We start from the raw sequence: 25,357 nt of genomic DNA, 5'->3' as shown, positions 1-25,357 counted from the left end.
CCCCCTGCATTAAGAACTAATATTCATTATCTTTGTCATGGAAAATCAATAAATAAATAATCAATATGACAAGATTATTAAAATTCGTTCTAATACTCTCCTCTTTTATTTGCCTTACTCCTGTGCCTGTAAAAGCTTATAACATTAGACAATTATCCAATAAAGATGGATTATCGAACAGCGCCATACTTTCTATATCTCAAGACCGAGATGGATTAATTTGGATTGGTTCATGTGATGGATTAAATTTTTATGATGGCTCAAAAATTAAGGTATTTGGAAACAATTCATATCAAGAGGGTTTATCCGGCAACTTTATAGAAGGAATATTTGAAGGAGAAAAAGATGAATTTTGGATTTATACTAATTATGGGTTAGATAAGATAAATAAAAGAACAAATAAGGTCTCTCACTTCAGAGAATTTAAAGGGAATTACCTAGTGAAAATGTCAACGAATAAAGACATTTTTGTTTTTAGAGAGGATAATAAAATAGCATTTTATAATAAAAAGACTTCTCAGTTTGAGAACATACATATAGATAATCTATCCTTCAGCGAAACTCTGAACTATACAATTGATAAGAATGAAAATATCTGGCTATTTCTGAAAGACCAAAAACCGCGTGTCTATAAACTAAATAAAGACTCGAACGGGAAAATATATGTAGTATCAAAAGGAGAAATAAGTTTTCCAGCTAAAGTTTCACATTGTTCTTTTGTTGGTAACAAAGCTTATATCGTAGATGAAGATTGGACTTTGTGGGAGTATGATTTAGAAACAAGAAATAGTAAGAAAATAAAATCAAACAACATCAAAGAACAGCTTAAAAATAGAGGAGACATATCCTCTATTATAAAATTTAAGGATGATTATTTCGTAGCATTTAAATCAAATGGACTAATACGTATTGATAAGGGGCTGAATATCCACGATCTTGACATAAAAGTGGGTGTATTCTGTCTCACTCTAGATCGTTTCCAAGATATACTATGGATAGGAACGGACGGACAGGGCGTTTATATATATACAGAAGACTCATATTCTATAAAAAATACTCTTTTCGACGAACTTAACTTTGACGTAAACAAGCCTGTTAGAGCCATTTATCTAGATAAAGAAAAAAACCTATGGGTGGGAACGAAAGGAGATGGTATATTAAAGTTCAATGATTATTCTTTCAATAAAAAAAACACTAAAAACACATTCCTATATACTTCTGACAATAGTGAACTGATCAACAATTCTGTTTATTGCTTTGGAAAAAGCCATAAAGGTATTTTATGGATTGGTACCGAAGAAGGTCTTAATTATTATTCATTCAGAGAAAATAAGATTAAGAAATTCAAACAACCCCACAATATTAATTCAATAAAGTACATCCATAGTATTGAACAAACCACAGATTCTACCTTATGGTTATCATCTGTTGGTTTAGGTTTCTTCGAAGTTAAAATAAAGTGGGTAGGAGATGAGCCCATTCTTTCTAAGATAAAAGATTTTTCTTTTCATAATGGTAATTTTTCCTCCAATTACTTTTTCTCTTCTTTTAACGAATCAGATTCAATTATTTGGTTCGGAAATAGAGGATTTGGTGCTTACAAAGTGAATAAAACTGATTATTCTATTAATAATATAGAATTCAGTCAAAAAGGCCAAAATCAAATGCTAAATGATATTTTTGCTATTAATAAAGACAAAAAGAACAATATTTGGTTAGGGACTAGCGATGGTCTCATTAAACTTTTCCCTGATAATAATCATATTATTTATAATAAATCGAACATGGAAATGCCCAGCTCTGCTATACATTCTATTTTGGGAGGAGCTTTACCTGACGAGAATGTTTTGTGGATAAGTACTAATAATGGCATTATAAGATTTGATGTGGAAAATGAAACACTAAGAAGTTTTAATAGTTTCAACGGACTGAATATTACAGAATTTAGTGATGGAGCTGCATATAAAGATCAAGAAACTGGTGAGCTTATTTTTGGAGGGGTCAATGGCTTTGTCTCTATACTGGAAACAAATATCAACAATAAGGAATTTTACCCTACTATACAGTTTGAAAGTTTATCTATATTCGGAAAGGAATATAATATTTATAATTATTTGACAGAAGGGTCTAATGATTCAAGCACTCCTACTTTGACATTAGATTATACCCAGAATTTTTTCTCTTTGTCATTCGTTGCCCACGACTACATAGATGCAAACAATTATGACTTCTATTATCAAATAGTTGAATCTGGAGACCAATGGGTTGAAATAGGAAATACCCGTACCATATCTTTCACCAATATGACTCCCAAAACATATACTCTATCGATAAAATACAAAAATAGAGTAACGAATATAGAGAGTCCGATACAACAGATTACCATTATTATAACTCCTCCTTGGTATATGACGACTGTAGCTTATATCTTTTATTTGGCTATTTTATTATTATGTCTCATTTACGGACTAAGACTCTATGATTCAAAATTAGAAAGAAAGAGAAAAATAGCCTTAGAGAAAATAGAACAAGAACATAAAGAAGATATATATGAATCTAAGCTCAGTTTCTTTACGAATGTCACCTATGAATTAAGTACTCCTTTAACGCTTATTTACGGATCAAGTAAAAGACTTCTATCCTATTCAGGGACTGACAAGTTTATAAAAAAATATACTCAGTTGATACAACACAATGCAGAGCAACTAAACAACCTCATTCTAGAATTAATAGAACTAAGAAAAATAGAATCTGGAAATAGGTTACCCATTATTAAACCTCTTGATATAAGTAATGCATGCTCAACGATAGCTGATTCATTCAATGAGTTAGCTGAAACTAAATCAATTCTATTTACAAAGAATATCCAAGAATCGATAGAATGGAATACAGATAAAAGATTTTTAGCTACAATTACGAGTAACCTTCTGTCTAATGCATTTGAATATGTAGAAGAGCATGGGGAAGTTGATTTATTCATTTTTACTCATCAAAACGCTTTGATTATAAAAGTTTCAAATACAGGAGAAGGTATTAATCAAGGAACTTTAAGTCGAGTTTTGAATAAATACGAGATTCTCGAAAACATAGATAAAAGAGATCCTAGTATTAAATTTTCTAAAACAGGATTAGGATTAGCCATTTCTCGTAATATGGCAGAATTGCTTCAAGGAGATATTTCTGTTGAAAGTCACTCCAGCGATCGAATTGACTTTATTGTATCACTCCCTATTTTAGAGCCTTCTGAAGAAAGTATTACTACAGATTTATCCGAAGAAAATAAGATAAAACCTTCAAATAACTATCAGATGGAAACTCCAAGGTTCCCAATTATTAAATCGCGTCAGACTATTTTTGTAGTCATTTCTGACCTTCAATTACTATGGTTCATCTGCGATCTTTTTTCAGATAGCTTCAATGTGATACCGATTAATAAGATATCAAATCTAAAAGATCAGCTTTCAGAAAATCATCCGGATGTGATTATTTTTGATACAATTGCAGACTCTTCAATAGTCCTTCAAAATACTAGAGAGATCAAAGCAGATGTGCAGACATCTCATATTCCAGTTGTCATATTATCATCAAATCATGACTCAGAGAAGCAGGTAGAGGCCATAGAAGCAGGTGCTGAGATCTACTTGACTAAGCCATTTAATATTGATTACCTGAAAGCTTCTATAAATCGTCTACTTAACAAAAAGGAGGAATTGAAAGAATATTATTCTTCATCTTATAGTTCTTATGAGTTAAGTGAAGGAAAATTGATACATAAAGAACAGAAGAAATTGATAAGTGAAGTGCTTAACATTATCAATAAGAACCTAACCAATAAAGATCTCACTGCTGCTTTTATTGCAAAACAAATGAACATGAGTTCTCGAACACTATACAGAAAACTGAATGAAATAGAAAATATAAGTTTAGCTGACATGATTCGAGATTGTAGGGTATTTCAGGCAGAACAGTTACTATTAAAATCTAAAATGACCATAGAAGAAATAATATATAAGTCTGGTTTTTCTAACACTGTTAGTTTTTATAATGCATTCAAGGGTAAACATGGATGCACTCCAAAAGAATTTAGACAAAAGAATGATCCTAATTTATAGTCTATAAACTGAAGCTTATTGCTCTGTTTCAACTAAAACTGTTATATTTGCAACATATCAATTTCCACTTTTTATAGACTCGATGCAGAAAATAATATCATACCCCCTTTCGGCAATTTATTACATCCTTCTAGGAAGTACATTAGCCATCTTCCACCCTATTCAGTGGATATGCCTTAATTTATTTGGATACACCGCACATAAAAAAAGTGTCGATGTCCTATGCTTTTTCTTAACATTAAACACTTATGTTTTAGGTACAAGATATAAGGTTCGCAACCTTGATAAATTACCAGAAAACGTCCCTTTGATTATTGCTGCAAATCATCAGAGTTTCTATGATATTACTGCAATTTCTTGGTTTTTGAGAAAAGTACATATCAAATTTATAAGTAAGATTGAATTAGGTAAAGGAATTCCAAGCATATCTTACAATCTAAACCATGGAGGTTCTGTTCTTATCAATAGAAAAGACCCTAAGCAGTCTCTTACTGAGATCAGAAAAATAGCCGAATATATTGAAAAGAATAAACGCACCGCAGTTATCTTTCCGGAAGGAACAAGAAGCAAAGATGGAGCACCAAAGCCTTTTGCTGAAAGCGGCTTAAAAATTTTATGTAAATATGCTCCTTCTGCATATATGGTACCTGTGACTATAAACAATTCGTGGAAAATGACAAGATGGGGTTCTTTTCCTCTTGGAATAGGTAATAAGATAGAACTGATAGTTCATGATCCTATTGTAGTAAAAGACACTTCATTTCCGGATCTATTCAAACAAACAGAACAAGCTGTAGTAAATCATATAAAGTATTAAAGCAAAAAGGTGCAGATTTTTCTGCACCTTTCAATTATAATCAAATTTCATATTTCCTCATCATCTTCCTCATAATAGTCCTCCTCGTTGTTGGTATAAACATTCCTATCCTCATCGAATAGTGTTCCACACTTCGGACACTTATAATACCATTCTCCATCATCAATATATTGAAGAGAAGCTTTAAATTGGTTTTTGCAAACAGAACAAATTAAATCTTTCATATCACTATATTTTAAGATTAGACTATAAACAAATATAGTAAATATAGATCAAAAAACATCCTATTTTAGCAAACTTATCAAAGATTAATTCATTTGTGAAAAATGTGTTTGTTATCAAAAGATTAAAACACTCTTACCTCTGGTGTGGCCTTTTAATATGTTTTCATAGGCTTCTGCTGCTCTATCAAAAGAGTAAACATCATCAATTTCCCATTTGAAACGACCATCTGCAACTCGATCTACTACATATTTCAAATTATTTACATTCCTTTTTACCCACATAGCCTGAACACGTGGAGACGAGACCTTTTTACCCGCAATTGTACCAATAATTCCATCTGGTTTTACGGATGCTAAAGCTGCTTGTGTAGCATCTTCTGTTCCTGACATATCAATAGATGCATCAAAAGGTTTAGGATGTACTTCTTTCAATCGGTCAATTAATCCTTGACCATAAACAACAGGAATCGCTCCTAAACTTTTCAGATAGTCTTGATTTCGAGCCGAAGCTGTAGCCACAACCTCTATTCCTCTTTCTTTTGCCAATTGTACTGCGATAGAACCAACACCGCCAGAAGCCCCTTGAATCAGCAAAGAGTTTACGTCCCCTATCTCATCTAAGATAGTCATTGCAGTCTGAGACGCTCCTGCTAATGACCCTGCTACTTCCCAAGCTAAATTCTGAGGTTTTGCGACAAGGTTTTCAACAGGTACATCTATTATTGTTGCATGTGTAAAACTGGCTCCTGATCCTAAAACTTCGTCCCCTACCGACCATTTGCCTGAATCTTCAGCAATTTCAGCTATAACTCCAGCAAACTCAGTCCCAAATGCCTGAGGAAGCGGAGCATGGCGAAATTCTCCAGTCATACGTCTGGCATCAATAGGATTAATACCAGATACTTTTACTTCAATACGAGCCATTCCTTTTGCTAATGGAGGCAATTCTTGTGTTAAGTACTCTAATACATCAGCTTGTCCGTAAGACTGTGCTATTAAAATTGTAGTTTTCATATTAATCTATTTTGTAGTTTCTATTTACTATTATACTAAAAAGCATCAAGCTCTCTTTGAAAGCCTATACTTATTATTTCATTTGTTAAAATTACAAAGAAAACAGACTCGAATCATACAAATAACCTCAGTGAAACTAGTTACCTCAAAGTAAGTATAAGCATAGGCTACTGTAAATGGAACAATGATCCAAACAAACTGTTTTAAAGGTTAACTAGAATTAAGAATAACATCATCTAATAAAAAATAGGACTATAAGTATATCTTATAGTCCTACTTCACAAAATAACTTTACAATCCGTTATTACAGATTTGGATTATTCGTAATCTCAGAATCAGGAATTGCAAACAGGTAATAATTGCTATTTGCTGAAAACTCTGTTTTATCTGTAAATTTAAACACGGTATGTCCTCTTTTCTGAATTTTTGTATCAGGGACAAAATTCCCTTCTTTCACTTCCTTACGGCTTACAGCTTTTTGTCTACGCTTTAGATCATATAAACCAAACCCTTCTCCAAATAATTCTTTCCGGCGCTCTTTCAAAATTTCTTCTACAAGGTCTTTTTTATTCAAACTAGAAAGGTCTGGAGTTTTTGCATCTCTTGCTGTTCTCAATTCATCAAGCTTTTCAATTGCAGAAGACTTTTTTTCCAATTCGGCATATGCTTCAGCTTCTATCAAAACCATTTCTGCTTTACGAAGTAGAACAATGTCTCCCGTATTATCAGGTCTGAATTTAAATTTCTTATACATCAAGCCTCCCTTATACCGTAGGGTATCCCAAGCGAATAGTTCTGTTCGGACGTCTCCTTCTTCAAAAAAATCTTGAAAATAAGGATCTACCATGAAACTATAATAATAAGATGATGATGATGAGACATCCTGAAAATGGAAACTATAACTAGCTACTGATTGATCCGATTGTTGTCCATGTCCCCATATCCATTCATTATTTGCTCTATCATTAAAGCCATTTAAGTATTCATTTTTTGACATCCATGAATACCCTTCATGAGCTATTGCTGCATACTTTTGGGCATTTCCCCACTCTTCTTTTTGCAGATACAAACGAGCTAAAAGACCTGCTACAACATTCTTATCAAATTTATGCTTAGCTGCCCCCCTTTTATAGTCTCCAATAGAATTATAAGCTTCCAGCAAATCTTCTTCTGCTCTTTTATATACAGCTTCTACTGTTTCTTTTGTATTCCCTGCTGTTTCAACAGCAGATGGTTCAGTATAAATAGGAACAGAAAGTGCTTGTGGATCATATTTATAAGCATGCGAATAAAACGTTACAAGATTTAGATACAAATACCCTCTTAATGCATAAGCCTGAGCTTTTATATTCGTTTTTAAATCTTGATCACCTGGTACATCATCTATCTTCGTGATCAAGTGGTTTGCATTATCAATTCCTTTATAAGCAAGCGTCCAGATTGCACGCCCTGTAGTTGACTTAGAATCATTTATATTAGAAAATGAATAATGGGTGATATATCCATACTTTCCGGGCTGAAGGGCGACATCATTCGCCATAGCATCACTCGTCAACAGAAGGCTTTTCCACCCCGGGTTTTGATATGTAAAGTAAGTATCCATCAAATACGACCAAGTCCCATTAAGCACCTTCTCTGCATTTTTGGCATTCTCAAATACGATATAATCAGGAACGGCATCAACAGGCTCAGTATTTAAGTCACATGAATTTAAGAGTATCAGGAGAGTTACACTAGCTAATATATATTTTAATGTTTTCATATTTGTAAATTTTGTCGTTTTTTAGAATGATAAATTCAAGCCAAATGAAATCGTTTTCATCGCCGGATATCTAAAATAAGTTGAACCTCCAATAGTCTGCTCAGGATCAATACCTTCTTCATCAAACAATGTCCAGAGATTCTCCGCCTGAGCATATACTTTCAGACTGTTTATCTGAAGTTTATTTGTAATACTATTAGGCAGAGTATAACCCAATGTTATATTTTTAAGACGCAGATAGTCTGCATCAATCAAAAAGCGCGTAGAACTACTTGTCCATGCATTTGCATTTATAGTTTGCAAACGTGGAATATTTGCATTTGGGGTTTCAGGGGTCCATCTATCCAACATATCAATTGACATTGCTCTACCCGCCGAACTTCCATTATGAAGAATAGAGATTTTATCTCCATTATAGATTTTACCTCCTATCTGATAAGCGAACAGAACTGATAATTCGAAACGTTTGAACTGCAAATTAGAGCCAAAACCTCCGGATAGCGTAGGTAATGCTGAACCAGCATTTATACGATGTTCAGGTTTACCTGCTTCTTTATTTGTTTCTTTATATACCTGAGTTAATACTCTGTTCCCATTTTCATCTGTTTTATACCATTGAGGAAGACCCGATTCAGCATCTACCCCACCCCATTCTACCAAAAAGAAATCATATATCGAGTTTCCTACTTTCAGTAATTTATCTCCTGAGATAATTTCTTCCTGTGGTAATTCTGTTATTACATTTTTATAGTGTGTTCCGTTCAAATTTACAGACCACTGCCAGTCTTGTGTTTTTATAGGAGTGAATGATAGATTAAATTCAAAACCCCTATTTCGTAAAGCACCGATGTTTGCCCAGTAACTTGAATATCCTGTAGAAAGAGGCTTAGGCATAGCGAATAATAAATCTTTAGATTGGCGATTGAAGAACTCGAACGAACCGGATACTCGATTATCATAGAAACCAAAATCAAGACCAACATTTAGATTAAGATTTGTCTCCCATTTCAGTTTTTTTGTTTCTAATGTTGAAGATACAAAACCTGATTCTCCTAAATTATTCTTCACATTGAACAGTGCCTTATAAGCATAGTACGATCCTATATTATCGTTTCCTTGTCCTCCGTAACTAGCTCTCAATGTTAGCTTAGATACTTCACGCACATCTCTCAAGAAGTTTTCCTCATTTATTCTCCAAGAAGCTCCTACAGACCAGAATGTACCCCAACGAGCCTCTGGTGAAAATCGGGAAGAACCATCACGACGAATCGAAGCCGAACCATAATATTTATGGTTGTAATTATACTCAGCATTACCAAAGAAGCTCAATAACTTATATTGATCAGAAGATCCTGAGAAATCAACTAAAGTGCTTGCTGCAATAGGATCATAAAAGCCCAACAAAGGGAAACCTTCGCGAGAGCCATAAATATTGCTTGTATTATACTCATTATACTCTTGACCAATTAGCAATTTCACATTATGATCTTCATTAAGAACCGTCTTATAGGTTAATAAATTATTTCCTGTAAAGTTTATTGTTTTATAATTGTACTTGCTTACACTCCCTGGGTTATCGTCATAAGATCCACTTCCATATACTGGATTTGTGTAATTATGATTATTTCTATTTGTATAATCAATATTTGCTGAAGCCTTATAAGTAAGGTTCTTTGTAAGATCAGCTTCTACAGAAAACCTAATAGAAGCTATTTCTTGTAATACTCTAGAAAAATCGAATTGCGATGAACCTAAGTGATTGTAACGAGGATTAGCTGCTGATGGTCTGTAATTACCATAGTCTATAATTCGATCTCCGGATATAGGATCTGCCTTAAATGAGCCATCGCCATTTCTTTCCCATATAGGGTAAAAGTTAGGAATCATACGAGCAAAGTTCAATGAGTTAGCCAGATTACTATCCTGTCCTTGAGGAGCATCCTGCTTTGAGTGACTAAGAGCTACCCCCGTAGATACTCTTAGCCAGGGTTTAATATCCGTATTAAAATTAATCCTTCCATTATAACGTTTAAAACCTGAAGCAATGGCAATACCTTCATCGTTTAAATATCCCAAAGAAATATAGTAATTACTTTTATCTCCTCCACCGGAAAGACTTATTTGTGCTTCTGTACGACTAGCGTCTTGCGTATATTCATCAGTCCAGTTATCATCCCACAGAGGAGTAGCCCCAGAGACAATGTTTCCATCAAGACCTACCGGAATAGGATATGCCGATCCGTAAGGATTTATACCCAATAAAGGAATGATATTATTAGAAGCATAAGCTGCTGCAGCTTCAGGAGTCCTTCCGTTTGTATATAATTCTTGATTACGAAGCGCCTCCCAATACAATTTAAAATAATCATCTGTAGATACTTTTTGGTAATCGCCAACTGCTCTGGAAGAAACTCCATATCTGAAAGAAGCATCTATTGCTACTTTTTTATTTTTACTCCCCTGCTTTGTTGTTACAACTATTAGTCCATTACCGGCACGTGATCCATATATTGACGTAGATGCAGCATCCTTTAATACGCTTATTGACTCAATATCTGCTGGATTTATAGAGTTAAGATTCCCCTCGAAAGGAACTCCATCAACAATATACAAAGGCGTACTTGAAGCATTGATAGATCCTACCCCTCTGATATATATTGAGGCATCAGATCCCGGCTGCCCCGAAGATGCAATAGATTGTATACCAGAAGCTGCACCTTGCAATAGACGGGATACGCTACTAACCTGCGATTGTGAAATCTTATCTTTATTTACACTCGACGCAGAACCTGTATAACCAGCCTTAGATGCCGTACCGTAAGCGACAACAATCACTTCGTCCAATTCACTATCTTTTGAGGACAATTCGATTGAAATATCTGCTTTATCTACAGTTACATCCTTTGTTTCAAAACCTAAATATGAAACAGTTATTACAGAATTCAACGGAATATTAGGAAGGGAGAAATTTCCATCGTAATCGGTTATTGTTTTAACATTTGACTCTTTATGAACTACTATAGCTCCTATTATAGTTTCTCCATTATCATCAAGTACTTTACCCGATAAATTTACAACTTGAGCCTGAAGTGTAAATACACTAATAGCCCAGAGAATGGAGAATAAAAATACTTTTTTTCCCATTTTATAATATCATATTAGTATTCCACTAATTTAAATTATAGTGGAACAATTGTTATTAAATAATTTATTTGATTGTTTGGAACAATTCTCGGTTTGGTGAGGTTAGTAAAAGAATTGCTCTTTCTGATAATATATACTTATTGCTTACAACAGCAACACATTCGGAAAGAAGAAGAAACAGTAGAGATGGTTGTTGATAAAATTGAATAATTGGTTACTAACTGAGCCGATGGTGGCTGATTTACCTGCTGCTGTTTAAAATCTCTTTTCATCTTGATTCTTTTTTAATATGATTTAAACACCTTTTTAGTGTATTTTGCAAATCTATATATTTTTTTATGTTTTACAACACATGATAAATAAAAATGATAAGACCAATATTTTTTTTATCAGATAAATTAGGCAGAATATATTTTGAAATATAAAAGAGCTCATCTAAAAGTTTGTCCTCTAGAAAAACAGATAGACTCATTCTCTCTTATAATCTTTTATACAAAAGAGAATTATATAGAGAAAAATAATAAGATATAGGTATTTTTCATGATCATTATACCTCGAAATAGGTATTGCAATCGAATGCCTTTCTTTCGAAATTTGCAAACCTAATTTAACTATTATTTGATAAATGAAATTTACCAAAATTCTTTCGCTTAGATTATCTGTTTATTTTATTCTATTAATCCCATCTATTGTACCTCTATATTCCCAACACAGTACAAATATTATTGTTTCGGGAAAAATATCCTCTACAGAGCAGGGAGTTATCGATTATGCTACAGTATACCTAAAAGGAACTAACCATGGTTCTTCTACTAATCAAAGTGGACAATATAAATTCAATGCACCTACCGGACAGTATACACTTGTTGTAAGTGCTATAGGATATCAAACGGTTGAACGAAATATTCAGCTATCTCAACAAAACGAAAATATTCAACTTGATATAAAGTTATCTCCCCAGGTAGAAGCTCTTAGTGAAGTCACTGTAGAATCGAACGGTATAAGTAGGCTAAATCGCTCGGCTTATAATGCAGTAGGTATAGATACCAAAGCTCTCCAAAATTCAACACAAAGTCTGAGTGATGCACTAACCCGCGCTCCAGGTCTAAAGGTGAGAGAATCAGGCGGAGTGGGTTCAGATATGCACCTTATGATGGATGGCTTCAGCGGAAAACATATTAAGATCTTCATCGATGGTGTTCCTCAAGAGGGTGTTGGTAGTTCTTTCGGATTAAACAATATTCCTGCAAATTATGCAGAACGCATCGAAGTTTATAGAGGAGTTGTTCCTGTAGGATTTGGTACCGATGCCATAGGAGGTGTAATAAATGTAGTAACAAAGAAGATCCCTCAAAAAAAGTTTATTGATGCATCTTATTCTTACGGTTCATTCAACACTCATAAGTCTTATGTAAACTTCGGACAAACATTCGAAAATGGATTAACTTATGAAGTAAATGCATTTCAAAATTATTCGGACAATAATTATTATATAAATACTCCTGTCGAAATTTTCAATGAGGACGGTAAAACAAGTGTAATAAACGAAAAAAAGATAGAACGTGTTAAACGTTTTCACGACAACTTCCATAACGAAGCAATCTCCGGTAAGATAGGGATTGTAGGAAAAAAATGGGCAGATCGGTTAATGTTTGGGTTTACATATTCTCAGATGTACAAAGAGATTCAAAATGGAGTAAAACAAGAAATTGTTTATGGTGGTAAATATAGGAAAGGTCATTCTATCATGCCGTCACTGGAATATAATAAGCGAAACCTACTAAAAGGATTGGATATTTTATTAACAGCTAATTATAATAAGAATATTTCAAACAATGTAGATACGACTCTCCTACAGTACAATTGGTATGGAGAAAGTCGTCCACGTCCGAATAAAATGCCCGGAGAACAAAAATATCAAGACATACGATCCGACAACAATAATTGGAACGGTACTTTTACGGCGAATTATCATATAGGAGAATCTCATACATTTACACTTAATCATGTTACCAATTCTTTCTCTAGAACCAATGAAGATCTACTAGGTGGTGGAGCAGGTAAAAATCCGATAAAGAAAGAAACTAAAAAAAATATAAGTGGTTTATCATACCGTTTAATGCCTACCGAGGATTGGAATATCTCTGTTTTTGGAAAATATTACAATCAGTTCATTGCTGGTCCTATAGCTGTTAATAGCAACCAAACTGAGTTTGTTCGTACAACCAATTCTGTAAGCTCAACCGGATATGGAGTAGCCGGAACTTATTATATCCTTAAGTCTCTTCAGACTAAATTGTCTTACGAAAAAACATATCGCCTTCCTACCAACGATGAAATGTTTGGAGATGAGGATCTAGAGACCGGCAATATATCTATAAAACCCGAAAACAGTAATAATTTCAATTTCAACCTGAGTTATAACAATACGATGGGAGAACATTCGATATATTTAGAAGGAGGAATAGTATACCGAGATACTAAAGACTTCATACAGCGTAAGCTACAAGGTTTGAGTGGAGGAAAAATGAGTGCAGGTTATGAAAATCATGCAAAAGTGGAAACTAAAGGATTCAACCTTTCTGTTCGTTATGGTTTCTCAAAATGGATAAGCCTTGGAGGTAGTTTCTCTCAAGTAAATGCTCGAAGTAACGTTAAAACAACTAGTAGCACAAGCAATCAAGAAAATGTAAGATATGGAGCAAGAATGCCTAATACGCCTTATCAATTTGCTAATTCAGATGTCTCTTTTTATTGGCCTAAACTTGGAAGAAAAGACAATATGCTAACTGTCACTTATGACAATCTATATCTGCATAGCTTTCCTCTTTATGCCGAAAACATAGGATCAAAAGATTCTAAGCAAGAAGTACCATCTCAGTTTTCTCACAACATCACTATTTCTTACGGAATCCAAAAAGGTCGCTATAATTTATCTTTCGAATGTAAAAACTTTACAGACGAAAAAACATATGACAATTTTAGTTTACAGAAAGCAGGAAGAGCTTTTTATGGGAAAGTACGTGTTTATTTCGGAAAATAATTATCCCTTTTTTATACAAAATATTAACTAAACATAAAACAAACATTATGAAAAAAAACTTCGTAAAAGCATTTGCCGCATTTTTCTTAGCTGCATTCGCTTTAACTTCATGTAGTGACAATGAACCTATTGATCCGAACGGTAATGGAGAAGAAACAGAAGTTGCAGCAAGCTATATTGTAGCAGCCGGAGTTGGTGAAGCCAACTATCTATTAACAACCAATAGCCTAAGTGAAGGAGCTCTGACAACAGTCGGTAATGGACTAGAAACAGAAAGTGTTTATCAGTGGATATTCTATCAAGATAAATACCTATATCGCTTTGTATACAATCAAGGAGAAGCAGGATTGTCTTCTTCATACATATTAAATTCGAACGGAAAAGTTGAAAAAAGAGATTATACTTACAAGATTCCTCGTTTCACATCATATGGCATCTACAAAAATTATATTATCTCTACATCTTCTGGTGACCTTAGTGCAGATCTTGCTGACGAAAACGGATACTTACCTAAAGGCTTTTTAGTTTCTTATCTTGATGCTGCAACAGATAAATTCAGTATAAATGACAATGTGATCAGTGCTGAAAACTACTTAGGAAATGGAGAATATGTCACTCTTGCAGGTATCTTAGAGTCTAACGGAAAGATTTTTACCGCTCCTATCCCAATGGGATTAAGCCAATACGGAGTAAAAGCTGAAAGGGAAGAAGGTAAAGAATATGGTAAATACGTAAAATACCCTGAGCTTGTAAAAAAAGAAGCCGGAGGAAGCAATAGTAGTTCTTACAAAAAGGACGAACTGCAATGGACTCAATATCCTGACGAGGCTTATATAGCAATATATAAAGATGAAAAATTGGAAAACCCAAAACTGATAAAAACTGATAAAATCAGCTACGCTTGTGGACGTTTCAAATCTCAATATTATCAAACAATCTGGACTGCTGACAACGGAGACATCTATGTATTCTCTCCGAGCTATGCTAAATCGATGACCGCTGATGTACAAAAAACAACAAAACCTGCCGGTGTTGTTCGTATCAAAGCAGGTACAGAAGAGTTTGATCCAAACTACTATTGCAATCTAGAAGAACAAACAGGAGGAAAATCGTTCCTTCGCTGCTGGCATATAGGAAATGACAATTTCCTACTAATTATGTACGACAGACCTCTAACAGAAAAAGGCTTTGTAGGAAACCAATTAGCGATCTATAATGGTGAGAGCAAAAAACTTACTTATGTAACAGGTATGCCTGCCGGCGAAAGCATTGAAGGTTTCGGGAATGTTCCTTATGCAGAAAATGGCTTGGCTTATATTGCTGTGTCAGTCAAAGACCAAGACCCTGCAATTTACAAAATAGACATCAAGACTGCTGTTGCAACAAAAGGCATAACAGTTAAGGCTGATCAAATAAGCGGTGTTGGAAAGTTAGCCGCAATCACAGCGTCTAAGTAAGGAAACACTTTTAGTTCTTCAATATAAATGACTAAGAAGTACCTCTTTTTAATATTCCTCCTACTCCCACTAACCCTGTGGAGTCAGGAGGATATTTCAATCGGTAAAAAGTATTCTATATATTCTAACATTCTACAAGAAGAGCGAGACTTTTGGGTACATTTACCCGATAATTATAATCCTGCTGATACGCTCTCCTATCCTGTAATCTATTTACTTGATGGAGAGTTGTTTTTTCATTCTTTAGTAGGAATCAGCAAAACTATTTCGTCAAGCAAGAATAAATATCTACCAGAGTCTATCATTGTAGGAGTTATCAGTAAAGACCGGACAAAGGATATGACACCAGTAGCATCTACAATAGGAAGAAACGGAAAGCCCGGATTTTTCGAAACACCTCAAGGTGGAGGTAGCGAAAGATTCAATCAATTTTTGACGGAAGAATTACGAGATAAAATCCAATCAGAATATAAGACTAATGGAAAGAACACCTTAGTTGGGCATTCCTATGCAGGACTCTTCACCCTTAATACTTTTCTTAAACATACTGTTGATTTTGATAAATATATCATCATCGATCCCAGTTTATGGTGGAATGGCGGCTCATTTATGGAAGAAGCTAAATCAATCTTTTCTCAAAAAAGTTTTGAAGGGAAGGATCTATATATAGCTATTGCTTCGAAAGAACGCAAAGAGAGGAATGATGTTCATGTCGAAAATGCAAAACTATTTTTCAATACAATATTACCTAAAGCAAAGAACCTATTTTTCGTAACGAAATTATTTCCTGAAGAGAATCACGGGACTATTGGTATCCCGGGAATCTATGATGGGCTCAAGCAATTATATAACAAATGAAAAAATTATTTGCAAAAATTCATTTATGGCTATCCATACCCTTTGGTATCATTATAGCAATAGCTTGTTTAAGTGGAGCTATTTTAGTATTCGAAAATGAAATACTTGAATTATCTTATCCTTCTCATTATTTTGTCGAAGAGGTTAAAGACAAACCTCTTCCAATAGAGGATCTGATGAAGCTCGGAAGAGAACAACTACCTGACTCAGTCAAAATTAACGGGATTAGAGTTACTGATGACCCTGAAAGAACTTACCAATTGGTTTTACCTGGAAAGAAATCAGCTGCATTCATTGACCCATACACAGGTAAAGTTACAGGTATAAGTAATGGTCAAGGCTTCTTTATGCAAACAATGCGCCTACATAGATGGCTTCTTGATACTAATAAGCGAGATGGAAGTTTGTTTTTAGGCAAAGAACTAATGGGGTATGCAACTCTGTTTTTTGTATTTATACTTATCAGTGGTCTTATCATATGGACTCCACGTTCTATGAAAGGCTTAAAACACAGACTAAAAATTAAAACAAACGCTGGATGGCGTCGCTTCTTTTATGATCTGCATGTAGTTGGAGGTTTTTATTCGGCTTTACTCCTACTTGTTTTATCATTAACAGGACTGACTTGGTCTTTTAACTGGTATAGAGACGCCTTCTATACAGTATTTGGGGTAGAGACATCTAAAAGTGCAGCTGTTTCAGGAAGTGAATCTTCAGAAAAGCAAAAAGGAGATCAAAATAAGAATAACTCCCCAGAAAAACTTTTAGCCGAAGAACAAAAAAAGAATCAAGAAGATACAGAAAAGTCTGAAGTCAAGAAACAAGGGGGGAAAGGTGAAAGAGGTAAAAAAGGATTAAATACAGTTCATTGGGATGAAGTTCTTTCTTCCTTACAAAATCGCTATGCAGAGTTTAATTCCATAACAATTCAAGATGGTTCAGCTACAGTTTCCACAGCCAAATATGGCAATACAAGAGGGAGTGATCGTTTCTCTTTCGACTCAGGATCAGGCAAGATTACCGGAGAACAACTTTATAAAGATTTACCTAAATCTGGTAAAATAAGAGGTTGGATATATTCTGTGCATGTAGGAACCTGGGGTGGAATAACTACTCGGATTCTATCTTGTCTAGTGTCTGTACTAGGAGCTGTTTTTGTTATCACCGGTTACTATTTCTGGATCAAAAAAATATTTAAGAAACGCTCGAAAAGAAAATAAAAACATTTACGTATTGCAAAATATTTGAGAAGTATATAGAACAAATAGGCCTGACTAAAGTCAGGCCTATTTTTAATTATCTCATAACACACTCCACATAGATAGTCATTTATCAATCCATGTTATACTTCAAAATAAAAACCAGATTTTGTCAGGTTCTCATATCTCTCTCTGTCAAAGCTATAAATTTTAGCTCCCCTGGATGGTCTATTTTCCTGTTCATCACTATGGTCTATCAACAAATCCATACTCAATATTTTCTTTCTAAAATTCCCTCTATCTATATCTCTTTGCAATATTGTTTCGTATAGGCGATGTAAATCAGGCAAAGTAAACTTTTCTGGTAGCAATTCAAATCCGATGGGCTGGTACCTGATTTTTCCTTTTAAACGTTCTATTGCAATATCTAATATTTTATTATGATCAAAAGCCAGATCTTCTATTTCTTGTAAAGAAAACCATTGTACATCTTCTATATTCAAACCCGCGTCCAATATATAATCTGTTGATCTGACCAACGCATAATAAGCTATGCTAATAACACGATAACGAGGATCTCTATTCAAATCGGAAAACGTATATAATTGCTCCATAAAGATGTCTTGTAGCCCTGCCTCTTCTAGCAATTTACGACGGGCACAGTCATCTGCAGTTTCATCTATATTGATGAAGCCTCCGGGAAATGCCCATTTACCAAGATACGGTTCTATAGCACGCTTAGTCAATAATACCTTTAGTTCATTCTTGTCAAAACCGAATATAATACAATCGACTGTTATTGCTGGGCGTGGATAATCGTATGTGTACTTTTTAATTTCTTTCATAATAAATTATAAAACAACGTCTGTAGATTTTCGAACCTGAATTCCATATCTAGTTTTCAATACTTCGAATTGTTTCAAAGTTGATTCTTCAAATCCAGCTATTGGAGACATACAATCTTCCAATAATGTAATACGAGAAGTTAATTCTTTATTTTCGGAGAAATATTCAAGAATCTGCTCCAAAGAAGCTAAAACACAATGACTGGAAGCTTCTCCGGCGATATATATATCATCAAACTGCTCAATGGTATCTAATACTGTTTGGTTGATATAACTTTCTGAATCGTATTCAGCCTTTATAATACCATACATTTCAGTAAATGGATTTTGCCCTTTTGCAACAAACATCGGTGTAGAACTACGCGCTGCTGAATGAAAGTATAACATTTTTGTAAATTCACTTTCCAACTCAGCCCCTTTAGTTCCTTCTAAACAGTGATAAGGCCATATACAAAGTTGTTTTTTCCCCTTCTTCTCCAGATTTTCGAGGTATACCAGCGATCGATCGTTCTCTCCATTAGCGGCTTCCCATTTTCCCTCTTTCACATCAGAGTAGGTAATAATAGTAAAGGGCGCTGGATTATTTCCATTCTTATCAATCCACCAATCGGCATGAAATATCTGCGTGATAGAATGAGTATCGAGACTACACATTACTTGAGTTAGCCCTTCAAGATTGTTGTATATCCAACGAGTCAGATGTTCGACATCTTTTTTAGAACCAGTAACGGGCAAGGTTCCTATCCCTTCCATAAAATCATTCTGAACATCGATTGCCAGAAGTAATGTACGTTTCTTATCTTCCGAAGCTGGAGATATTAGCTCAGCTTTAGCTAAAGAAATCAGTTGAGGTATATTCTCTTTGCTATTAAGAGATGCAATATCTGCGATATTGATTATTTGTTCATATGTTGTTCTCATCTTTTACTCGTTTTTTTCGTTTTTATCCTTTAAAGATTGGAATAGCTGCAAATTTATGAGCAGACATTGCAATACGTTTTTCTATGAGTTTATCTATACTTTCATCACCTGATGTTCCGTCCAATATATAAGCATCAATCTGAGCATAAGTCATTCCTAATTCATCTTCATCGGTTTGTCCTTCCCACAATCCTGCTGATGGCTTTTTGTCAATTATGCTATCCGGTATTTCTAAATATCGGGCTAAAGTATACACTTCTTGTTTTGTCAGCATCACCATTGGATTGAAATCACAAGCACCGTCACCCCATTTGGTAAAATAGCCAACTGTACGTTCAGCCATATTACCTGTTCCTGCAACAAACAAACTCCCCATTTGAGCCAATTGATACAAATAAGTCATGCGCACTCGGGGACGTAAATTAGCTAAACTTAACTCCTTATTTGCAGCTGTTGTTGCTGAGAGAAAATCCATATTTTTCGTAACCAAAGCATCTACCGCTGGCTGGATATCATATATATGATATTTTAAACCAAACTTATCTATTAACAACATCGCATCTGAATGACTCTTACTATTCGCCATATCATCACCATAAGGCATCATTACCAAATGAATATTGACTTTAGCTAATTGGCATAAACGTGCTACTACACTGCAATCTATTCCACCGCTCATCCCCAGCACAACTCCTTTTCGATCTGCTGCATGAGCCAGATCATGTATCCATAATGCAATTTTATTGGCATAGTATGCTACATTATCTTCATTTATAACAAATGGTTTAACTGTTTTATTTTCCATATACTCTTTTTGATTCTTGGGCTAATCTTTCTCTTATTTCTTCAAATGTATGTGTACGAATAAATTTGCCATTCACAAATGTCTCTTTTAATAAATTCACTCCCTTCAGTTCTTTTTCTGTCTCAGGGTTAAGATCATCAATAAGGCGATATTCATCCCCATCAAAAATGACAGCAACAATCCCCTTTTGAGATTTCTTAAAGTTACCCGTATCAGTTGCCGGACGTTTTTGTATTGCTTTAAATTTGGCATCTACTTTCTCTGCAGTTCCTTTTAATGCAAAACCAAATGTATCTCGTGTTACATACTGATATGTATAAGAACCTATGCCTAGGGTAGTATTTATAGAGGTAAATCCTTTTCTCATTAAGCCATCACATATACGCTGAGCTCTGTCAGGAGTAATTGAATCGCCATATACGACTCCTATATGAGAATCTAATTCTTTATACCCTTTGTCGTTTACTGTACCTCCAAATATTTCAAATAAACGTTCTACTATTCCTTTTCGAACCGTTTCATTATCAGATGTTATATCACCACAAATAATATTTACCGGATCACCACTATCAGGACGAATAACAACCTTCCCATCTCTATTCATTATTATATCTTTCAACTGAGGAAGAACATGATCCACTACATTCCACAAATCATAAGTATCTGACACAATAGATATATTTCCACTCGGATAAACCCGTGTTATCAAATGCTTAAAAGCTTCTACCTCTTCTTCACCATACGAACACATCACACTATGTTCTGTAGAGGGGGTATAAGTCAACACATCATCCTTTGCATCATAGAAAGTCTTTAAATATTCTCTTACTGAAACTGTAGCCGAGACTCCAAAACTTAGAAGATGTCCTCCGGCTGTACGATATGCAGTTTCGGGTGATCCCATTCCCCGCATAGAAAAGTCTCCTGCTTGCGTGAACACTTTACTTACATCACCAGTCTTTTCGGCATATTCTATCAATATCCGTTTATATAAATTTGCAATAGTAGCAGCAGTCATCGGAGACCATATGTACGAAGAAAGTTGTGTTTCTAAATAGCCTGGAAGCCAATAAAAGTCAGGATGTGTATTCTCAATTGTAAACATAGGCACACCTATCGGAACGAGGCTCCCTTCATTCAATGCTTTCACCTTGATAGGCAAATATCCAAGACGATGTAAAGCTCTTATATGAGTCGAACTATGAGTCTTAGCAAAATGTAAGTTCGTCTTAGAGAATATATTTACGATCGCATCTTCATAATCTTTTACAACCTCATCTTCTGGCTTAGCAAAGAAATATTCATTAAAGGAGTGTACTACTTCTCCCAATGCTCCTTGTAAGCCCCAAAAGACAACATGTGTAACTCCTTCTAACCTTGACATTCTAGGAGTCCATGTCTCATATACCCAACTTGTTTTAGCGGGATATTGATCCTTGTGACATAACTTATAACCATCTGTCCAAAGGATAGGATTTTTATTCATTGATTCAAACATAGTTCTCAATATTTAAAGTTATGTAATTAAGTTTAGGATGTGTCTCATTCATCATGGATGTAGTTGTATAAACCCTATCAACCGGAGAATCTTCATCAAGCAGTTTTCCAGAGAAAACACGCGGCTCACAATGTGTGACCAACAGACTAATATCACTAGCTCCCATTTCTTTCAAGATACTGCTCGCCCATAAGAATGTACCTCCTGCCGAACATAAATCATCAATAATAATGCACTTTGCACCTTTAGGTAAAACACCTTCTTTTAAGACCATGTTTTCGATATTTCCTGTTACTGCATTTCTTGTTTTTTCGAAAATACAAACATCTTTATATCCACTATCTTTATACCTTGCTGCAGCTCCTTTGTCAGGAAAGACGATTCTATCATTTTCATTAAAGTTCAAATCTTTCATTATGCGAGGCAACCAATCCAATGCAGGATAGATAGCTACACTATTTTGTAGGAGTTCTATAGTTTTCTGCGAATGCGGTTCTACAATGAATATTTTTTCAAATCCTAATCCATTGATAAACTCGCATATATACTTCAAAGTAAACAGATCTCCTTCTATTTTACGATCCATACGGCTATATGGCATATAGCTAATTATCAACTTGCAATTCTGTCCTAATTCTTCAAGCCTCTTCTTTACAAACATCAGACGAATCAAATCTCCATCTTCCTCGTATGTAAAATGAGCAAGATTATCTTTTGCAATCAAATCTTCAAAATCTTTAATTTTAGACTCCTTATTAGGGAATTGTTCTATCTTTATTTTTTGCTTATTTAAAAGAATCATAATGCTAAGTATTTTTTACTCAACAAAGATGAAAGGAATTTTCCATATAAACAAACTTTATTGAGTATTTTTTACTCAACTGAACAAATAAACACATAATAAATTATAAATAAGCATATTAAAAAATACAAAAGAAAAATCAAGTACATTCGCAAAAAATAAAGAGATGAACACTAACTATACTACACAAGACAGAGGCAGCAATAAAGAGTATCTACAATACTTAGAAGCGATGGATGCTATAGCAATAGAGAAAGTAGCCTCGGCAAGCGTTTTTTTCGAACCATTGAAAGATAACACTATTGTTGATGTAGGCATGGCATCGGGGACAAGCACAGCTATCTTGGCCAAGTTGTTTCCAGAAATGCAAATCATCGGTATTGATATCAATCCTAAGATGATACAAATAGCGCAAGAGACATACGACTATCCAAACCTCTCTTTTCGCCAAGATGATGGAGAGCTATTAAATACATTCACGACAAACTCGGTCAATGGATTTTTCAACTGTTCGGCTATCCACCATATAACTTCATATAATGGATACAATAGTAACAGGGCGCTGAATACATTACAAAGACAAGCTGAGCTATTGAAAGAAAAGGGTGTTCTTGTTGTCCGCGATTTTGTAAAACCTGAAGAAAAAGAGATCATCATCGAATTATCTACAATAAATAAAGGAACTGCTCCATCTGATGCCGATTTATTTATATTATTCTCAAAGACGGCACGTTCTTTATCTCCACAAGCAGAAAGAGGTTTTCCCATACAAGAAATTGAATCAAGAAGAGAGGATACTCGATGTTTTAAAGCATTCTACACAGATGTGACTGAATTTATCAGACGAAAAGATTATTATAGTAATTGGGAGATGGAACTTCAGGAAGAATATGGCTATTTTACACAAAAAGAGTTTGAGGAGACTTTCCGTGAATTAGGATTACGGATAATCATTTCTTCTCCAATCTATAATCAATGGATTATCAACAACAGATATAAAAAACAGTTTACTATATATGACTTAGATGGAAAAGAAATAGGGTTTCCTCCAACTAACTATTTAATTGCCGGAGAAAAAGTTTCTTCAGGAAAGCAAATACAACTCACCAGACATTTACCTATAAAGGAAAATCCTTTCTTACAATATACTTCTTATCTGCATACTAAAGACAATAAAATATGGGATGTGGTACATCGTCCAAATAATGTTTTGGATGTAGTGCCATACTATAGAAGAACAGATGGATTTACAATCTTGGCAAAACATGGATATCCACGTCCTTTATCGAGTATAAAAACAGATAGTGCAATAATAGATGGAAAGTTATATAGTGGCTACGTTCCTGAAGGGATATCAATTGGTTATGCTGAAGATCTGGAAACAGTTTTAGAAAGACGATTTGGAATTTTTAAAGACAGCTATTCCAATATTACAGAATCTTTAAACTACTATACTTCGCCAGGTGGAATAGATGAAAGAGTATCATCCAAACTCATAGAGTTACACAGACCTATTCAGGTAAACAAGAAGCTAACAGATCGTTTTTCTGGATTTAAAGAGTCTGGATATACTCATGAGTATGATGCTGCACAATTACTAAATACAGCTCAAACAGGAGCTTTAGTTGAAGCACGGCTAGAGTTAAATATCTATAATCTTTTCTTTCAAGAGAACATGCCTTTACCAAAATGGCTTGGAGAAAAAATTAAAGTAAAGACTGAAACAAATTTAAGATCAACATCCTTAATCGAACTATTAACGATACGCACAAATGACTATGTAAGATGTAATAAATCTGCAAACTTTCTGACTACCCATAGAGCCTTATTTTCCGAAGTCGGTGTTGACAATAGTAATACTGTCCTTGAGTATGTATATCCATCATCACTTAGCCCCAACACTTTAGTTACATTACCTATATTCCTAAATGATGGGCAAATCTATATCGGTTTGGAAGTACGAAGCTTACCTGTTCCTCAACTTCATTCAAACAATAGCACTATTATAACAGTTCCTGCTCAACGCTTACCTAAGACTATTCAAAGCATTTATGATTTAGAACAACATATAGCAAATATACTAATAGGAGACAGCAAGATTGAGCAATATACCAAATTAGGAGAAAAATATTTTCCTAGCATTGGTGTTACTCCGGAGCAAGTATATCCCTATGTCGTTTGTCTTAGCAAAGCTGACAAGAGTCTCAAATGGGTTAGCCTCAACGAACTTTACCAAAACATTAATAAACTTGAAGATTCTCACCTTTTAATTTGCCTAAGCAGGCTAATACATATGATAGGCTTTACGCAAAGATGAAACTAACAAAATAAGTTCTTTCCCTATATTGATACAGTTGGCTTTCCTATGCAAAATCATCATTTGTATTATAAGAGCTTAGGTCACAGGAAACTTTAGATAGAAAGACTATGATCTTCAACTTTACTTTTAAAAACAGTATGAATAATCAGTAAAGAGAGCATTATTTTTATTCTATTTTTGTTTCTTATTTTTTTAACCTAAAAAAACCATACCTATGAGTATACGTATAGTATTTCGGCCATCAAAAAGAAATAAGGAAGAAGGTTTTCTCAGTCTCCGAATTTATCATAAACGTTAGACGCGTCAGGTTGCCACCGGGCTAAAATTAATGCAGGAAGAATGGGATGATGAAAATTCACGCATAGTTTTGAGAAACTTTTCCCTGGAAAGAAAAAACTACCTATATCAACTCAATGCTATATTAAAGAATAAGATTTTATACCTGAAAAAAATACTTAATGAGCATCGACGAAAAGAGATGAATAATATTGATCAGTTAATAGCTGATTTTAAACACAATGCTTTTACCAGTAGCT

Annotated in this window: 18 protein-coding genes; 8 read left to right on the top strand and 10 right to left on the bottom strand. The window is 34.4% G+C overall.

The features are described from left to right. The first annotated feature begins 65 nt into the window (after positions 1–65). Entirely contained in the window at positions 66–4,112 is a 4,047-nt protein-coding gene (locus tag DHU68_RS12085) for a two-component regulator propeller domain-containing protein (protein WP_108823259.1), read from the top strand. Between the two features lie 82 nt (positions 4,113–4,194). Further along, positions 4,195–4,929 (top strand): 1-acyl-sn-glycerol-3-phosphate acyltransferase, encoded by a 735-nt coding sequence (locus tag DHU68_RS12080; protein ID WP_108823258.1) that lies wholly within the window; start codon positions 4,195–4,197, stop codon positions 4,927–4,929. A 47-nt stretch (positions 4,930–4,976) separates the two neighbouring features. Here DHU68_RS12080 and DHU68_RS14190 read toward each other — a convergent pair whose 3' ends face one another. The 5 genes from DHU68_RS14190 to DHU68_RS14385 form a co-directional block, all read right to left on the bottom strand. Beyond that, positions 4,977–5,153: a hypothetical protein gene (locus DHU68_RS14190; RefSeq protein WP_160111128.1), complete on the bottom strand. Its 177-nt coding sequence runs from the start codon at positions 5,151–5,153 to the stop codon at positions 4,977–4,979. Between the two features lie 114 nt (positions 5,154–5,267). Next, positions 5,268–6,167, bottom strand: coding sequence for an NADP-dependent oxidoreductase (locus DHU68_RS12075; RefSeq protein WP_108823257.1), 900 nt, complete (start codon positions 6,165–6,167; stop codon positions 5,268–5,270). 304 nt (positions 6,168–6,471) lie between these two features. Continuing rightward, a complete protein-coding gene (locus DHU68_RS12070) occupies positions 6,472–7,929 on the bottom strand; it encodes a RagB/SusD family nutrient uptake outer membrane protein (protein WP_108823256.1) in 1,458 nt (485 codons plus the stop codon). A gap of 21 nt (positions 7,930–7,950) precedes the next feature. Then, positions 7,951–11,073: a TonB-dependent receptor gene (locus DHU68_RS12065; RefSeq protein WP_108823255.1), complete on the bottom strand. Its 3,123-nt coding sequence runs from the start codon at positions 11,071–11,073 to the stop codon at positions 7,951–7,953. A gap of 137 nt (positions 11,074–11,210) precedes the next feature. Further along, a complete protein-coding gene (locus DHU68_RS14385) occupies positions 11,211–11,345 on the bottom strand; it encodes a hypothetical protein (protein ID WP_255412498.1) in 135 nt (44 codons plus the stop codon). Positions 11,346–11,698: 353 nt separating this feature from the next. On the opposite strand from DHU68_RS14385, the gene DHU68_RS12060 reads away from it, so the two are divergent. Genes DHU68_RS12060 through DHU68_RS12045 form a run of 4 tightly spaced genes read left to right on the top strand, consistent with a single transcriptional unit; the run spans position 11,699 to position 17,651 of the window. Then, a complete protein-coding gene (locus DHU68_RS12060; protein ID WP_108823254.1) occupies positions 11,699–14,116 on the top strand; it encodes a TonB-dependent receptor in 2,418 nt (805 codons plus the stop codon). A gap of 47 nt (positions 14,117–14,163) precedes the next feature. Next, positions 14,164–15,573 (top strand): DUF4374 domain-containing protein, encoded by a 1,410-nt coding sequence (locus tag DHU68_RS12055; RefSeq protein ID WP_108823253.1) that lies wholly within the window; start codon positions 14,164–14,166, stop codon positions 15,571–15,573. A gap of 27 nt (positions 15,574–15,600) precedes the next feature. Further along, the gene (locus DHU68_RS12050) at positions 15,601–16,431 is read left to right on the top strand and encodes an alpha/beta hydrolase (RefSeq protein WP_108823252.1); all 831 of its coding nucleotides are present in this window, start codon (positions 15,601–15,603) and stop codon (positions 16,429–16,431) included. Then, positions 16,428–17,651 (top strand): PepSY domain-containing protein, encoded by a 1,224-nt coding sequence (locus tag DHU68_RS12045; RefSeq protein ID WP_108823251.1) that lies wholly within the window; start codon positions 16,428–16,430, stop codon positions 17,649–17,651. The genes DHU68_RS12050 and DHU68_RS12045 overlap by 4 nt, the downstream gene beginning before the upstream one ends. Positions 17,652–17,773: 122 nt before the next feature. Here the strand turns inward: DHU68_RS12045 and DHU68_RS12040 are convergent, their stop codons facing one another. Genes DHU68_RS12040 through DHU68_RS12020 form a run of 5 tightly spaced genes read right to left on the bottom strand, consistent with a single transcriptional unit; the run spans position 17,774 to position 22,501 of the window. Beyond that, positions 17,774–18,475, bottom strand: a complete 702-nt coding sequence (locus DHU68_RS12040) for an NUDIX domain-containing protein (RefSeq protein ID WP_108823250.1) — start codon at positions 18,473–18,475, stop codon at positions 17,774–17,776. A gap of 6 nt (positions 18,476–18,481) precedes the next feature. Continuing rightward, on the bottom strand, positions 18,482–19,396 hold the full coding sequence (locus tag DHU68_RS12035) for a hypothetical protein (RefSeq protein ID WP_108823249.1): 915 nt from the start codon (positions 19,394–19,396) through the stop codon (positions 18,482–18,484). Between the two features lie 22 nt (positions 19,397–19,418). After that, positions 19,419–20,201, bottom strand: a complete 783-nt coding sequence (gene nadE, locus DHU68_RS12030) for an NAD(+) synthase (protein WP_108823248.1) — start codon at positions 20,199–20,201, stop codon at positions 19,419–19,421. Next, positions 20,191–21,699: a nicotinate phosphoribosyltransferase gene (locus DHU68_RS12025; RefSeq protein ID WP_108823247.1), complete on the bottom strand. Its 1,509-nt coding sequence runs from the start codon at positions 21,697–21,699 to the stop codon at positions 20,191–20,193. Before DHU68_RS12025 ends, nadE begins: the two co-directional genes overlap by 11 nt. Then, on the bottom strand, positions 21,692–22,501 hold the full coding sequence (locus DHU68_RS12020) for a ribose-phosphate pyrophosphokinase (protein WP_108823246.1): 810 nt from the start codon (positions 22,499–22,501) through the stop codon (positions 21,692–21,694). The genes DHU68_RS12025 and DHU68_RS12020 overlap by 8 nt, the downstream gene beginning before the upstream one ends. 166 nt (positions 22,502–22,667) lie before the next feature. Here DHU68_RS12020 and DHU68_RS12015 point away from each other — a divergent pair, with 166 nt between their 5' ends. Further along, positions 22,668–24,818 carry a class I SAM-dependent methyltransferase gene (locus tag DHU68_RS12015; RefSeq protein ID WP_108823245.1) on the top strand — a complete coding sequence of 717 codons (2,151 nt, stop codon included), beginning with the start codon at positions 22,668–22,670 and terminating at the stop codon, positions 24,816–24,818. A 331-nt stretch (positions 24,819–25,149) separates the two neighbouring features. Further along, positions 25,150–25,357, top strand: a 208-nt coding sequence (locus DHU68_RS14295; RefSeq protein ID WP_221405562.1) for a hypothetical protein, incomplete at its 3' end; no start/stop codon positions are given.

Source organism: Dysgonomonas sp. Marseille-P4361 (assembly GCF_900343125.1).
Classification (GTDB): domain Bacteria; phylum Bacteroidota; class Bacteroidia; order Bacteroidales; family Dysgonomonadaceae; genus Dysgonomonas.
The sequence above is the reverse complement of the archived record's forward strand: the minus strand, read 5'-3'. Positions and strand labels throughout refer to the sequence as shown.

Excerpts from the sequence above, each read along its gene's own strand:
- DHU68_RS12085 (WP_108823259.1), top strand. The coding sequence starts at position 66 with ATGACAAGATTATTAAAATTCGTTCTAATACTCTCCTCTTTTATTTGC.
- DHU68_RS12080 (WP_108823258.1), top strand. The coding sequence starts at position 4,195 with ATGCAGAAAATAATATCATACCCCCTTTCGGCAATTTATTACATCCTT.
- DHU68_RS14190 (WP_160111128.1), bottom strand. The coding sequence starts at position 5,153 with ATGAAAGATTTAATTTGTTCTGTTTGCAAAAACCAATTTAAAGCTTCT.
- DHU68_RS12075 (WP_108823257.1), bottom strand. The coding sequence starts at position 6,167 with ATGAAAACTACAATTTTAATAGCACAGTCTTACGGACAAGCTGATGTA.
- DHU68_RS12070 (WP_108823256.1), bottom strand. The coding sequence starts at position 7,929 with ATGAAAACATTAAAATATATATTAGCTAGTGTAACTCTCCTGATACTC.
- DHU68_RS12065 (WP_108823255.1), bottom strand. The coding sequence starts at position 11,073 with ATGGGAAAAAAAGTATTTTTATTCTCCATTCTCTGGGCTATTAGTGTA.
- DHU68_RS14385 (WP_255412498.1), bottom strand. The coding sequence starts at position 11,345 with ATGAAAAGAGATTTTAAACAGCAGCAGGTAAATCAGCCACCATCGGCT.
- DHU68_RS12060 (WP_108823254.1), top strand. The coding sequence starts at position 11,699 with ATGAAATTTACCAAAATTCTTTCGCTTAGATTATCTGTTTATTTTATT.
- DHU68_RS12055 (WP_108823253.1), top strand. The coding sequence starts at position 14,164 with ATGAAAAAAAACTTCGTAAAAGCATTTGCCGCATTTTTCTTAGCTGCA.
- DHU68_RS12050 (WP_108823252.1), top strand. The coding sequence starts at position 15,601 with ATGACTAAGAAGTACCTCTTTTTAATATTCCTCCTACTCCCACTAACC.
- DHU68_RS12045 (WP_108823251.1), top strand. The coding sequence starts at position 16,428 with ATGAAAAAATTATTTGCAAAAATTCATTTATGGCTATCCATACCCTTT.
- DHU68_RS12040 (WP_108823250.1), bottom strand. The coding sequence starts at position 18,475 with ATGAAAGAAATTAAAAAGTACACATACGATTATCCACGCCCAGCAATA.
- DHU68_RS12035 (WP_108823249.1), bottom strand. The coding sequence starts at position 19,396 with ATGAGAACAACATATGAACAAATAATCAATATCGCAGATATTGCATCT.
- nadE (WP_108823248.1), bottom strand. The coding sequence starts at position 20,201 with ATGGAAAATAAAACAGTTAAACCATTTGTTATAAATGAAGATAATGTA.
- DHU68_RS12025 (WP_108823247.1), bottom strand. The coding sequence starts at position 21,699 with ATGTTTGAATCAATGAATAAAAATCCTATCCTTTGGACAGATGGTTAT.
- DHU68_RS12020 (WP_108823246.1), bottom strand. The coding sequence starts at position 22,501 with ATGATTCTTTTAAATAAGCAAAAAATAAAGATAGAACAATTCCCTAAT.
- DHU68_RS12015 (WP_108823245.1), top strand. The coding sequence starts at position 22,668 with ATGAACACTAACTATACTACACAAGACAGAGGCAGCAATAAAGAGTAT.